This is a genomic window from Phaeobacter italicus (assembly GCF_001258055.1).
GTDB lineage: Bacteria > Pseudomonadota > Alphaproteobacteria > Rhodobacterales > Rhodobacteraceae > Phaeobacter > Phaeobacter italicus.
Genome location: NZ_CVRM01000033.1, coordinates 34,503 through 46,567, shown reverse-complemented (window position 1 = coordinate 46,567; position 12,065 = coordinate 34,503). Strand labels below are relative to the sequence as shown.

Annotated in this window: 13 protein-coding genes; 6 read left to right on the top strand and 7 right to left on the bottom strand. The window is 60.2% G+C overall.

Features of this window, described 5'->3' with window-relative positions; translation table 11 throughout:
* Positions 1-94: 94 nt before the first annotated feature.
* A complete protein-coding gene (locus tag NIT7645_RS15175) occupies positions 95-592 on the bottom strand; it encodes a lactoylglutathione lyase family protein (RefSeq protein WP_008559678.1) in 498 nt (165 codons plus the stop codon).
* Positions 593-707: 115 nt separating this feature from the next.
* Between NIT7645_RS15175 and NIT7645_RS15170 the strand changes: the two genes are divergently transcribed.
* Complete coding sequence (locus tag NIT7645_RS15170) at positions 708-1,622, top strand: LysR family transcriptional regulator (protein ID WP_008559809.1); 915 nt, start codon at positions 708-710, stop codon at positions 1,620-1,622.
* 12 nt (positions 1,623-1,634) lie between these two features.
* On the opposite strand, the gene NIT7645_RS15165 is transcribed toward NIT7645_RS15170, so the two are convergent.
* Both NIT7645_RS15165 and mgtE read right to left on the bottom strand, forming a co-directional pair.
* Entirely contained in the window at positions 1,635-2,195 is a 561-nt protein-coding gene (locus NIT7645_RS15165; protein WP_008562723.1) for a 5-formyltetrahydrofolate cyclo-ligase, read from the bottom strand.
* A 33-nt stretch (positions 2,196-2,228) separates the two neighbouring features.
* Positions 2,229-3,617, bottom strand: coding sequence for a magnesium transporter (gene mgtE / locus NIT7645_RS15160; RefSeq protein ID WP_008560451.1), 1,389 nt, complete (start codon positions 3,615-3,617; stop codon positions 2,229-2,231).
* A gap of 133 nt (positions 3,618-3,750) precedes the next feature.
* Here mgtE and guaD point away from each other — a divergent pair, with 133 nt between their 5' ends.
* The gene (gene guaD, locus NIT7645_RS15155) at positions 3,751-5,037 is read left to right on the top strand and encodes a guanine deaminase (RefSeq protein ID WP_050687520.1); all 1,287 of its coding nucleotides are present in this window, start codon (positions 3,751-3,753) and stop codon (positions 5,035-5,037) included.
* A 28-nt stretch (positions 5,038-5,065) separates the two neighbouring features.
* Here guaD and NIT7645_RS15150 read toward each other — a convergent pair whose 3' ends face one another.
* The 3 genes from NIT7645_RS15150 to NIT7645_RS15140 all read right to left on the bottom strand — a co-directional run bounded on the left by NIT7645_RS15150 (position 5,066) and on the right by NIT7645_RS15140 (position 7,750).
* A complete protein-coding gene (locus tag NIT7645_RS15150) occupies positions 5,066-6,406 on the bottom strand; it encodes an 8-oxoguanine deaminase (protein WP_050687462.1) in 1,341 nt (446 codons plus the stop codon).
* Between the two features lie 115 nt (positions 6,407-6,521).
* Positions 6,522-7,316, bottom strand: coding sequence for a histidinol-phosphatase (gene hisN, locus NIT7645_RS15145; RefSeq protein WP_050672236.1), 795 nt, complete (start codon positions 7,314-7,316; stop codon positions 6,522-6,524).
* Between the two features lie 65 nt (positions 7,317-7,381).
* On the bottom strand, positions 7,382-7,750 hold the full coding sequence (locus NIT7645_RS15140) for a helix-turn-helix domain-containing protein (RefSeq protein WP_037302203.1): 369 nt from the start codon (positions 7,748-7,750) through the stop codon (positions 7,382-7,384).
* A gap of 360 nt (positions 7,751-8,110) precedes the next feature.
* Here NIT7645_RS15140 and NIT7645_RS15135 point away from each other — a divergent pair, with 360 nt between their 5' ends.
* Positions 8,111-9,079, top strand: coding sequence for an NADPH:quinone oxidoreductase family protein (locus NIT7645_RS15135; protein WP_008558929.1), 969 nt, complete (start codon positions 8,111-8,113; stop codon positions 9,077-9,079).
* A 77-nt stretch (positions 9,080-9,156) separates the two neighbouring features.
* Here NIT7645_RS15135 and NIT7645_RS15130 read toward each other — a convergent pair whose 3' ends face one another.
* Positions 9,157-10,044, bottom strand: coding sequence for a LysR family transcriptional regulator (locus NIT7645_RS15130; protein WP_037302745.1), 888 nt, complete (start codon positions 10,042-10,044; stop codon positions 9,157-9,159).
* Between the two features lie 127 nt (positions 10,045-10,171).
* On the opposite strand from NIT7645_RS15130, the gene NIT7645_RS15125 reads away from it, so the two are divergent.
* From NIT7645_RS15125 to NIT7645_RS15115, 3 genes are all read left to right on the top strand, one after another.
* On the top strand, positions 10,172-10,387 hold the full coding sequence (locus NIT7645_RS15125; protein ID WP_008563269.1) for a DUF1127 domain-containing protein: 216 nt from the start codon (positions 10,172-10,174) through the stop codon (positions 10,385-10,387).
* A 212-nt stretch (positions 10,388-10,599) separates the two neighbouring features.
* On the top strand, positions 10,600-11,376 hold the full coding sequence (locus NIT7645_RS15120; RefSeq protein WP_008559079.1) for a Bax inhibitor-1/YccA family protein: 777 nt from the start codon (positions 10,600-10,602) through the stop codon (positions 11,374-11,376).
* 101 nt (positions 11,377-11,477) lie between these two features.
* On the top strand, positions 11,478-11,951 hold the full coding sequence (locus tag NIT7645_RS15115; RefSeq protein ID WP_008561501.1) for a GNAT family N-acetyltransferase: 474 nt from the start codon (positions 11,478-11,480) through the stop codon (positions 11,949-11,951).
* Positions 11,952-12,065: the final 114 nt, after the last annotated feature.

Here is a 12,065-nt window from a genome sequence, read left to right as displayed (position 1 = left end):
CAAGGCCATGCAACTGGGGCGAGTGCGCAGGGCAAAGCGCTGCCAAAAGCGGCGGTCTGGCTGGCAGAAACCGGCCAGACCCGCCCCCCGGGGCCTAGGCGTAGGCCCCCGGCGAATAGGTCAGCTCGTAGCTGTGGGTGTAGATTTCAAAGACATTGCCGAAGGGGTCTTCGACGTAGACCATCTTGTAGGGTTTTTCACCGGGATAGTATTCGCGGATGGGCATCCGCTGCTTGCCGCCCGCTGCAACGATCTTTTGTGTCAGCCCCTCGATATCGGGATCCTGAACACAGAAGTGAAAGATGCCATGGCGGCGGAAATCCAGATTGTTGTCGGGGGCGTGGTTAGCTTCGAATTCGAACAGTTCGATCCCGACGCGGTCAGCGGTCGACAAATGCGCGATGCGCAGTCTCCCCCAGCCCTTGCCGAAGACATCTGTACACATGCGCCCGATCTCGCTGTCGTCTTCGACCACCTCGGTCGCATCCATGATCACGTAAAAGCCCAGAACGTCGCGGTAGAACCGGATCGCTGCGTCGAGATCGGGAACAGAGAGACCGATATGTGAAAATCCGCGGGGTGTTGGCAGCATGACGTTTCCTTTCTGTGTCGCCTTGATGTCGGCAGAGTTGCGTATGCGAAGGATGTAGGCTTGCCCGTTCAGAAAGAAAAATTATGATGTGGGAAAGCAACCATAACGAATTGGAATGGACGTGCCGCTGAACGCTACATGGTTGGAAACCTTCACCACGCTAGGCGACGTCATGAGCTTTACCCGCACCGCCGAGCGGCTGAACATGACCCAACCGGGTGTCAGCCAGCATATCCGCAAGCTGGAGGACCAACTGGGACAGCCTCTCTTGCTGCGCGACGGCAAGCGGCTTGCCCTCACCGAAGCGGGGGAGCATCTGCGACAGGTTGGTCTGCGACGCAGGCAGGAAGAGCTGCATCTTCGCCAGCGGCTTGGTCGGGATGATCCCGGTCAGGGACAGGTGCGTATCGGCTGTTCGGGTGGCTTTGCGCTGTTGCTGTGGCCTGCGCTCCGGGCGCATCTGCAGCGCCATCCGGGGCTGCAGATGTCCCTGGTTGCGATGCCTGCGCGCACCATGGAGCGGGCGCTGAGCGATGGCGAACTGGATCTTGCGATCATGCACGCGCCATCATCAATGGCGCGTTTGGAAAGTCGGCAGATAGGTCAGGACCAGATCCGCCTGCTGCTGCCGCCGGGGTCCGCTGCGCAGGTGGAACCTGACACCCTGCGCGAGCTGCCCTTTGTGGGTCATCCTGATGGGCAAAGCCTGCTTGCACGGGTGTGGCGGCGCAACTTCTCTGGCACGTTGCCCGAGGCAGAGCCACGGGTGTTCATCAACCAGATCGGGCAGATCCTGTTGCCGGTGGAAGCCGGGCTTGGCTATACGGCCTTGCCGGAAAGTGCGTTGCGCGCATTGTCTGGAGCCTCGCAGCAGAGCGTCACAGTCGCGAGCCTCCCCAATCCGTTGTCGGACCCTTTATGGCTGATTGCCCCCCAGCAGGAGGCAGAGCCTGCGCGCCTCCATCCCATCAGAGACATCATCTCTGAGGTGGCTGCCAGTCTGGCAGAGGCCCCCGCCCCTGCCCGGTAGTGGCGCAATGGCTCAGCGGATGTCGTAGATCCCGTTCTCGGTAACGATCATGTCCAGCGGCTGATCGGTTGGCTCCAGCGGTAAAGCGTCGGCGCGCTGTGCCTCATAGGCAAAGCCGATCGCAAGCGTCGGCCGTTTGCCGCGCAGCAGCTCCAGCGTGCGGTCATAAAAGCCGCCACCATAGCCAAGCCGCCCCCCTCGCGCATCAAACCCAACAAGCGGCACAATCAGGATTTCGGGTTCGAAGTAGTCGTCGATCTCGGGGACCTTCGCCCCAAAAGGACCATCGCGCAACGCCCCTTCCGGTGTCCAGCGGCTGAACTTCAAAGGGGTCTCGGCGGCCTGGATCACTGGCACACCAACCGGGCCATGCGCGGCGGCCTCTGCCATTGCGGGCAGCGGGTCGATTTCGGTGCGGATCGGCATGTATCCAGCCAGCGGCACACCACGGTAGCCTGCCAGAACTTCGGACAGATGGCCCGCCGTGCCGGGCTTGTTCATGTCATGGGCTGCCTTGCGACGCTGAAAGGCGGCCTTGCGAGCTTCGGCTTTGATCTGGGTGAGATCTTGCATGGGGGATCCTTTTTAGTGCGCGCCCCTGCCCGACTAGAACAGGACAGCGCCTGCCAGCCCGAGAAAGGCAAAGAAACCAACGATATCCGTCACAGTCGTCACAAAAGCCCCAGAGGCGAGGGCCGGATCAACCCCGACTTTTTCAAGGATAATCGGCACCACCGTTCCAGCGAGCCCCGCGACGACCAGATTGATGACCATTGCGACTGCGATGACACCACCAAGCTGGGCCGAGCCAAACCAGATGATGCCGACGACGCCCATGATGATCGCAAAAGCGAGACCATTCAAAAGCCCCACCAGCACCTCACGGCGGATGACCCGCCAGACGTTCGAACCTGTCAGGTCGCGCGTGGCAAGAGCGCGCACGGCCACGGTCAGTGACTGGGTGCCCGCATTGCCCCCCATTGAGGCCACGATCGGCATAAGGACCGCCAGCGCCACGAACTGTGCGATTGTGGCCTCGAACTGGGCGATCACGAGAGAGGCCAGAACAGCCGTGCCAAGGTTGACCGCCAGCCAGGGAAAGCGCTGTTTCGTTGTTGCGATGACACGGTCAGCCAGGCTGCCGTCGCTCACACCCGCGAGGCGCAGAATGTCCTCTTCGTGTTCTTCGTCCAGAACGATCATGGCATCATCAATGGTGATCACACCAACCAGCCGCCCCTCGTCGTCAACAACCGGGGCTGAGATAAGGTGGTACTGGTTGAAGGCATAGGCCACATCTTCCTCGTCCTGATCGACGGGGATGATCTGAAAGGTCTCTTCGACAATATCGGTCAGCCTGACATCACGCTTGGCGCCCATGATACGGCCAAGGGTGACGTTGCCGACAGGATGCAGGCGCGGATCAACCAGCACGACGTGATAGAATTGATCCGGGAGGTTGTCCGATTCCCGCATGAAATCAATTGCCTGACCCACGGTCCAATGTTCCGGCGCCATCACGACTTCGCGCTGCATCAAGCGACCAGCGGAGTTTTCCGGATAGCTCAGCGATTGCTGGACCGCGACCCTGTCAGCGTCTTCAAGCGATTGCAGGATCGCTTCCTGCTGGGGTTCCTCTAGATCTTCCAGAAGGTCGACAACATCGTCGCTTTCCAGATCCCGCACCGCCTCTGCGAGAACCTGCGGATTGAGGAGCCCGATCACCTCTTCCCGGATCGATTCATCCAGTTCCGACAGGATTTCACCGTCAAACTCTCGCCCGTACAGCTGAATGAGCGCGGCGCGATCCGGTGCGTTGATCTGCTCCAGAAGGTCGGCGATGTCGGCCGCGTGCAGCGGCTCCATCAACTCGGTCAGGAGGGCCTGATCATTTGCTTCGACCGCATCAAGGATCTGGGCCACGCGCTTGCGGTCCAGCTCATAGGCGTCCTCAGATCCCGGATCGACCATGTCTGCGTCGTTATCTGTGACCATCTGAGGCTCCTTTCCTGATTGCGTATGAAATAAAAGAAGCAGTTACCGAAAAACAATGACAATGTCGGAATTTACCGTCGGTGATGCTGCGCGTATCCTGCGCACTCCGATTTGGCAAGAAAGGACCGCATTCATGCAGGCGGAATACATCATTAGTGGGCAGGTGCTGTCGTTCGAGCACTCCCCCTTTGACGCAAATACCCCTGAAGACGCGGCCCGTCTGCATGAGGCCGTTGCCATCGGTGACGGCAAGATCCTTGCGGTTGGCACCAAGGCAGGATTGCAGGCAGATCATCCGGGCGCCGAGGTCGTGGATCACGGCGACCATCTGATCCTTGCAGGGTTTGTCGATGCCCATGTGCATTTCCCACAGACCGCCATCATTGCAAGCTGGGGAAAACGGCTGATCGACTGGTTGAACAGCTACACCTTTCCCGAAGAGATGCGGTTTGCTGATCGTGCCTATGCCGATGATATCGCAAACCGCTATCTTGATCTGACACGGGCCAATGGCACCACGACGATGTGCAGCTACGGCACCATCCATCCCGAAAGCGTTGATGCGTTTTTCAGCGCCGCCAAGGCACGGGGCCAGCGCGTGATTGCCGGTAAGACCTGCATGGATCGCAACGCCCCCGACGGGTTGCGCGACACGCCGCAATCTGCCCATGACGACAGTGCTGCCCTGATCGCGCGCTGGCACGGGGTGGAGCGCTTGTCCTATGCCATCACCCCACGGTTTTCACCCACCTCGACGCCCGAGCAGCTGGAGGCAATGGGCGCGCTTTGGGCCGATCACCCCGACTGTCTGATGCAGACCCATCTGAGCGAACAGACAGACGAGATTGCCTGGGTCAAAACCCTTTTCCCTGACGCCCGCGACTATCTGGACACCTACGAGAGCTTTGGCCTGCTGGGCGCGCGCGGGGTCTATGGGCACGCAATCCATCTGGAACCGCGGGAACGGGATCGACTGCGCGAGGTTGATGCCGCTTTGGTCCATTGCCCGACCTCCAACACCTTCATCGGATCCGGCCTGTTCGACATGGCGGGCCTGATGGCTGATGGTCATCGCGTTGGCCTGGCAACCGATACGGGCGGCGGATCCAGCTTTTCCATGCTGCGCACCATGGCTGCGGCCTATGAAGTGGGGCAGCTGCGTGGCACGCCCCTTCATGCAGCGCAGCTTTTGTGGCTGGCGACCCAAGGTTCGGCGCGGGCATTGCGACTGGACGATTGCATCGGCAATATCACAGTCGGTCACGAGGCGGATCTGGTGGTGCTGGATCTTGCCTCGACACCCGCAATTGCCCAGCGTAGCGCCCGCGCCGAAGACATCTGGGAGGCGGTGTTTGCCACCATCATGATGGGGGACGACCGCGCGATCGCAGAGGTCTGGATCAACGGCAAACGCGACTGACAATGAGAGGCGCTAGCGCGCCTCTCGCTCAGCCAAGCGCCATCAAACGGCGTGCCGCGCTTTGGTGGCGCTCTATGAGGGTTGGTAGATCCAATGTGGTCAGCATTCCATCGCGGACCACCTGCCGCCCCTCGACGAACAGATGTTTGACCTGCGTTGGGCCAGCCAGAAGCATCGCTGCCGGATCCCAGCTGCCGCTTGAGGCAATGGCCGTCACATCCCAGATCGCGATATCCGCCCGTTTGCCGACAGCCAGTTGCCCCACGTCGGGCCGACCCAGCACCTCTGCACCGCCGCGGGTGGCAATTTCGAGGGCCTCATAGGCGCTCATCGCGTCGGCCCCCTGCATCACCCGCTGCAACAACATGGCCTGACGGGCCTCTGCGATAAGGCTCGCCATGTCGTTGCTGGCAGACCCATCCACCCCCAACGCCACCGGCACCCCGGCATCGCGCATCGCCCGTGCCGGCGCGATACCGCTGCCAAGCCGACAGTTGGAGCACGGACAATGGGCAACCCCGGTTTTGGTGCGCTGGAACAGGTCTATTTCACCTGCGTCGAGTTTCACGCAATGGGCGTGCCACACATCCGGGCCGGTCCAGCCCAGATCCTCGGCATATTGGCCGGGGCGGCAGCCGAACTGGGACAGGGAGTAGGCAATATCCTCGTCGTTTTCCGCCAGATGAGTGTGCAGCATCACGCCCTTGTCACGGGCCAAGATCGCACTGTCGCGCATCAGCTCGCGGCTGACCGAAAAGGGGGAACACGGCGCCAGAGACACCCGGCACATCGATCCCTCTGCCGGGTCGTGGAAGGCATCGACCACCCGGATCATATCGTTGAGGATGTCCTCTTCCTTTTCGACCAAGCTATCCGGCGGCAAGCCTCCTGCGCTTTCGCCGATGCTCATGGCGCCCCGCGTGGGTTGGAAACGCAATCCGATGTCGCGGGCGGCGTGGATTGTATCCTCCAGCCGGGAGCCGTTGGGATAAAGATAGAGATGGTCAGAGGTCAGCGTACATCCTGACAACGCCAGTTCTGCCAGCCCGAGCTGGGCCGAGACATGCATGTCGTCAGGCGTGAAGGCAGACCAGATCGGATAGAGCCTCTGCAGCCAGCCAAACAACAGCGCATCCTGAGCGCCGGGGACGGCGCGGGTCAGGTTCTGGTAGAGATGGTGATGGGTGTTGATCAGTCCCGGTGTCACCACTGACCCTCGCCCATTCACGATGCTGCCATGCGTTTCAAGCTGCGTGCCGATTTCGGCGATGACGCCATCCTTCAGGCGGATATCGGCGCCCTCAAGCTTGCGGCGCTGATCGTCCATCGTCAGGACAACATCTACGGATTGAATAAGAATTTCGGACATAGGTCACACTCCACCAGATTGCCCGTTTCGGTGATGAAGTGTGAAGTGGCGCCGACAGAATACGGGCAAAGGACTCGGCGCGCGGCCACAGACTAGCCCGGAAACCGTCGTCTTATCAAGCCGTTTGCTGAATAAGCTCCAGCGCGGCAGCGTGCAGCTCGGCTGTGGCTGCGGCAATCACCTGCCCGCCGTGATGGGCTGTGCCACCCTGCCAGTCGGTGACAATGCCCCCAGCGGCCTGGATCAACGCAATCGGCGCCTGAATGTCGTAGGCATTCAGCCCTGCCTCGATCACAAGGTCACATTGCCCGGCCGCCAATAGCGCATAGGCGTAGCAATCCATGCCATAGCGGGTCAGACGGACCTTGTCGGCCACCCGGTGAAAGGCCGCAGCCTCCGCGGCGGTTCCGACCTCGGGGAATGTGGTGAACAATGTCGCTTCGGACAGATCGGTCGTCTGGCGAACCTTGAGCAGGTGCTGCCCCATTGGACCCGTCACGCTTGCCCCGTCGGGGGAGCCGATGAAACGCTCACCGATGTAGGGCTGGTCCACCACGCCAAGGAAAGGCCCATTCTGATCCCCCAGGGCAATCAGGACACCCCATGTTGGTGTTCCGCTGATGAACCCACGGGTGCCGTCGATCGGATCCAGAACCCAGGTCCGCCCAGACCGGCCCTCGACTGCGCCGAACTCTTCTCCCAGGATGCTGTCCTCGGGCCGCAGATCGCGCAGAACCGCGCGCATCGCCTCTTCGGCGGCACGGTCAGCCACGGTTACAGGGTCGAAGCCCTGGTCCAGCTTGTTGTCGGATTGAAGGCCTGCGGCGCGAAAATGCGGCAGGATAGCCTGACGTGCAGCATCGGCCATCCGATGGGCAACGTCTGTATCAGAAAGCGCGGTCGGTGTCATAGTGGAACGGGTGACATCCGACCGCGCAAATTTCAAGTCTTCTCCTGCCCCTCGGGGCTGGAATTTCAGGCGACGTCGCTCAGAACACGTGCGAGTTCAAAGAGGCGGCGGCGCTGGTTTTCCGGGATCGCGTAGTAGGAGCGAACCAGATCCAGAGCTTCCTTGTCGCCCATCAGATCGTCAGGCACCTGCGATTTTTCGGCAGCGCCATCGTCTTCCTGCAGCCCCTCAAAGAAGAAGCTGACCGGCACGCCAAGAGCGTCCGAGATATCCCAAAGACGGGAGGCGCTCACACGGTTTGCACCGGTTTCGTATTTCTGAATTTGCTGGAACTTGATGCCTACAAGTTCAGCAAGTTGCTGCTGCGTCATGCCGATGAGCCACCGGCGGTGCCGGATGCGCTTCCCCACGTGCACGTCCACTGGATGAGCCATGCGTTTCTCCTAATTTTTAATGCTGGAACCCGTCATCCAAACGGCTGTCATTTATTCCGCACACGTTGTCAGGGCCAATTGCCGTGTCATCGCTAACGGAATTCCCCATTAAGCCAATCGGAGCGTTCCCATTGCAGTTGAGTTTACGACCCTAGCGGTTGAATTCAAGCTGATACTCGCCCTGTTATGGGCCTTCGCGCGACAAACGCATGATTTTAAGCCCTATTTTTTCTTGTATCGTTAACGTTTTTTTCACGGCGCTCCAACCTCCCCCTAAATAGTGAGGTGTGAGCAATCCGAATCTGGCATGCTCTGCCCCAGTCGAATCACCAAAACCCCACTGAGATATGGAAAAATAGTATGCGCGCCTACCGAATAGATAATTTTGACGTAGGGCCAGCTATCGCATCGGTTGATTTCACGCCCCCCTCTTCTGGTCAGATTGGGGTCGCGATTTACGCCTGCGGGTTGAATTTTGCAGATCTGCTCCTGCTCAAGGGGCAATACCAGGACACGCCGCCCCTACCCTTTGTTCCGGGGCTGGAACTGGCTGGCGTGGTGACTGCGGTTGGTTCTGATGTTGAGGGGTTTTCCATTGGCGACCGCGTGGCCGTTTTCTCCGGTCAGGGGGGGCTTGCGGATTACGGCTGTTTCGACGCCGCACGCGCGGTGAAAATTCCCGACACCATGAGCTTTGCTGACGCGGCTGCGTTTCAGATCACCTATGGCACCGGCCTGGTTGCCCTCGAACACTGTGCCCGGCTGCAACCGGGTGAGACCCTGTTGGTTACCGGCGCTGCTGGGGGTGTGGGGCTGACTGCTGTCGAGATTGGCAAACGTTTGGGGGCGCGTGTCATCGCCCATGCGCGGGGGGCTGAAAAGTTGGCAATCGCAAAGGCCGCTGGCGCGGACCATCTGATTGATGCCAGCGAGGATCTGCGCAGCAAGGTCAAGGAGCTGGGCGGCGCTGATGTCGTCTATGAAGCCATCGGTGGCGACGTCTGGACCGCCGCCTTTCGTGCGACCAATCCCGGCGGCCGCCTGCTGCCCATCGGATTTGCCGGGGGCGAGGTGCCGCAGATCCCGGCAAATCACCTGCTGGTCAAGAACCTGACCGTGATCGGCTTTTACTTTGGTGGTTACCTGAAATCCCATCCCCATGTGATCCGCCGCGCGATCTCCACGCTGATCGACTGGTACCAGGACGGCTCTTTGCGACCGCATATCAGCCATAAGCTGCCACTAGAGCGTGTTGACGAAGGGCTGGAGCTGCTGCGCAGCCGCAAGGCGACGGGCAAGGTTGTCATTACCCTGCGCGACGAGACCTGAAGGAAAGCCTCGACGCCTCGGCTCAGTAAGAGCAGGCATCGAGGCTGGACATTTTACACCATCAGCTTTCGGCCGCGTCAGGCAGCGTTCCACTGGGGCGACTGCAGCGGTGTGCTGATGGTACGAAACGCCTGACGGACCAGCGCCGCCAGCTCGTTCACGATGGGAGAGCCAGAAGTCTCACCGCCATAGAGGTTGATCAGCTGGACCGGCAGTTCAGGCAGCGCGCCGCCGTGGTCGACCTGCGCCAGGTGGGGTGGCTCGGTGCCTTCGATCATTGCCGTCACTGCGAGATCGGCGCTGACAGTTGCTTCGATCGTGCGATCGCTGTCGGTTTCGACCATCAGCTCCCAGGAAATCCCCGCCGCGTCCAATGCCCGCATCACTTTTGGGCGGAATGTGCAGTAGCGCCCGAAGGCCAGCTGCAACGGTTGCTGACGCCAGACGGACCCGGTCGGTGCACCGATCCAGCACAGGGGGCGCTCGGCAAGGATTTCGCCATTTTCAGCCGTCGCTGTCTCGGTGGTGAGGATGAGATCACATTCACCGCGGGCAAACTGCTCCTTGAGCGAACGGGTATAGCTCGACAACAGCTGCACCTTGACCCGGGGGTATTGCGCATTGAACCGCTGCAGGACCTGCGGGATGGCCGGGTAGACGATGTCATGCGGCACGCCCAGAACGATCTCTCCCTCATAGGCCTGGTCTGTCAGACGGCTGACCGCTTCGTCGTTCAGCGCAATCATGCGGCGCGCATAGGCCAGCAGCTGCTCTCCCGAAGCGGTGAGCGCGATGGTGCGGCCGGAGCGGTCCAGGAGTTGCAGCCCCAAAAGCTCTTCAAGGCGTTTCAACTGCATGGAGACCGCCGATTGCGTCAGGTGCAGAAAACCGGCAGCTCGGGTAACCCCGCCATTGTCTGCCACAGCGACAAACGACCGCAGAGTGGTGATATCAAGATTTCTCATCATCACAATCCTTGATCAGTAAGATCATAAACATTCGTTTTTCAAATCAATCATACTTCCCCACATACATCAACAGAATTGATAGCAAACGGATCTACCATCACCGATCCAGAAAAGGACACACATCATGACCTACATGGACACACTTTGCAGCACACCGCCCCGCGCACAGCACAGCTCTATTCTTGGGGCGCTGATCAACCGGATTTCGCTGTGGCGCGAACGTCAGACCCTTGCAAAGCTGGATGATGCGGCCCTTCTGGATCTTGGAATTTCTGCCCGCGCCGCCGCCGAAGAGGCGCGCCGCTCGTTCTGGGACGTACCGACCAACCGCGCCGTCTGATCGTCGCACATCCCTGAAAAGATCCGCAGAGAGGGAGGCCGGCTTACCGGTCTCCCTTTTTGTCTATAATTCGACCGAAAACTGGCTCTGCAGACTTGAACCAAAGCGCGGTTGAACCGATATTTGCGGGGAACGCCAGTTTCCTGCGCCGCTCCTCTTATGGTGGCGGGAAAACTGCGCGAGGGAGACTATTTAGACGGAGACCATGACACATGGCACAGTTTGACACCATTCGATCCGCAGCCGGTGCCCGCACCGCAGAGATCGATGCAGGGCTTCGCGCCCACATGAACAAAGTCTACGCCACAATGGCGGCAGGCACGTTCATCACCTTTCTTGCAGCTTGGGCCATTGCGGGCCTCGCGGTCACCAGCGACCCGAGCGCGGCAGCGGCACAGCTGAATGCTGACACCTACCTGACCAGCCTTGGCTATGCGCTTTATGCGTCGCCGCTGAAGTGGGTCATCATGTTTGCTCCGCTCGCATTTGTTTTCGGCATCGGCGCCGCAGCGAACCGCATGTCGGCGGCTGGCGTACAGCTGCTGTTCTACGTCTTTGCCACCGTGATGGGGATTTCCATCAGCTCGATCTTCCTGGTGTTCACCGGCGAAAGCATCGTGCAGGTCTTCCTGATCACCTCCATCGCCTTCACTGGTTTGTCGCTGGTTGGCTACACCACCAAGAAAGACCTGAGCGGCATGGGTGCGTTCCTGATCATGGGTCTGATCGGCCTGATCGTGGCGTCCGTGGTCAACATCTTCCTGGCGTCGTCGGCGTTGGCGTTTGCCGTCTCCGTGATCGGCGTGCTGATCTTTGCTGGCCTCACCGCCTATGACACCCAGCGCATCAAGAATGACTATCTGCAGATGGTCCACATGGGTGACCAGGAATGGCTCGCAAAGTCCGCAATCATGGGCGCGCTGAGCCTCTATCTGGACTTCATCAACATGTTCATGATGCTGCTCCAGCTGCTTGGTAACCGCGAATAACCCACGGTTTCATATCCAGCACATCAGGGGCGGATCATAGCGATCCGCCCCTTTTCTTTTGTCCGGGCCCTTGTTGGTCCATTTGATCGTTTGAGAGACACATGAAATTCGTCACCATTCCCCCAGAGGACGCCCATCGCCTTGTGCCGCTTCTGCAGGACCTCCATGCGCTGCATGTAAGCCACCAGCCCCAGCGCTACCCTGCCAACCCTACAGCAGAGGCCCTGCAGGCCTGGCTGGCCGATTGGCTGAGCGACGAGACCATCACCGCCCGCGCCGCCGTCAGCCCCCAGGGAACCGTCATGGGCTATATCATCTACGGCATCGAAGAGCGCACCGCCCTGCCCGTCCGGATTGGCGAAACGCGTGCTATGCTGCACCACATTGCGGTGGCCGAAAGCTGGCAGCGCATGGGGGTCGGAGCGGCGCTCATCAATGATATGAAGGCCCGCGTGACAGCAGATGGGATCAAGGTGATCGCCACCACCTACGCCCCCTTCAACACCGCCTCAGCCGCGCTCATGACACGCATGGGAATGGAGCCTGTCGTGACGATGGCAGAGTGGCGCGCCTAGTCCACCAGAGCCGTCTCAGGGCCGCTATAAAGGAAGGGAGGAGGTGCAGGTCTGGCGCAATTAAACTGGCCGCTGCCTGCCCTCTCCTGTCCTCTCCGACCCCGGACACTGGCA

What these genes read in the sequence shown, in the direction of transcription:
- NIT7645_RS15130 (WP_037302745.1), bottom strand. Translation starts at nt 10,044, where the DNA reads ATGAGAAATCTTGATATCACCACTCTGCGGTCGTTTGTCGCTGTGGCA.
- mgtE (WP_008560451.1), bottom strand. Translation starts at nt 3,617, where the DNA reads ATGGTCACAGATAACGACGCAGACATGGTCGATCCGGGATCTGAGGAC.
- NIT7645_RS15175 (WP_008559678.1), bottom strand. Translation starts at nt 592, where the DNA reads ATGCTGCCAACACCCCGCGGATTTTCACATATCGGTCTCTCTGTTCCC.
- NIT7645_RS15170 (WP_008559809.1), top strand. Translation starts at nt 708, where the DNA reads ATGGACGTGCCGCTGAACGCTACATGGTTGGAAACCTTCACCACGCTA.
- NIT7645_RS15115 (WP_008561501.1), top strand. Translation starts at nt 11,478, where the DNA reads ATGAAATTCGTCACCATTCCCCCAGAGGACGCCCATCGCCTTGTGCCG.
- NIT7645_RS15140 (WP_037302203.1), bottom strand. Translation starts at nt 7,750, where the DNA reads ATGGCTCATCCAGTGGACGTGCACGTGGGGAAGCGCATCCGGCACCGC.
- hisN (WP_050672236.1), bottom strand. Translation starts at nt 7,316, where the DNA reads ATGACACCGACCGCGCTTTCTGATACAGACGTTGCCCATCGGATGGCC.
- guaD (WP_050687520.1), top strand. Translation starts at nt 3,751, where the DNA reads ATGCAGGCGGAATACATCATTAGTGGGCAGGTGCTGTCGTTCGAGCAC.
- NIT7645_RS15135 (WP_008558929.1), top strand. Translation starts at nt 8,111, where the DNA reads ATGCGCGCCTACCGAATAGATAATTTTGACGTAGGGCCAGCTATCGCA.
- NIT7645_RS15120 (WP_008559079.1), top strand. Translation starts at nt 10,600, where the DNA reads ATGGCACAGTTTGACACCATTCGATCCGCAGCCGGTGCCCGCACCGCA.
- NIT7645_RS15125 (WP_008563269.1), top strand. Translation starts at nt 10,172, where the DNA reads ATGACCTACATGGACACACTTTGCAGCACACCGCCCCGCGCACAGCAC.
- NIT7645_RS15150 (WP_050687462.1), bottom strand. Translation starts at nt 6,406, where the DNA reads ATGTCCGAAATTCTTATTCAATCCGTAGATGTTGTCCTGACGATGGAC.
- NIT7645_RS15165 (WP_008562723.1), bottom strand. Translation starts at nt 2,195, where the DNA reads ATGCAAGATCTCACCCAGATCAAAGCCGAAGCTCGCAAGGCCGCCTTT.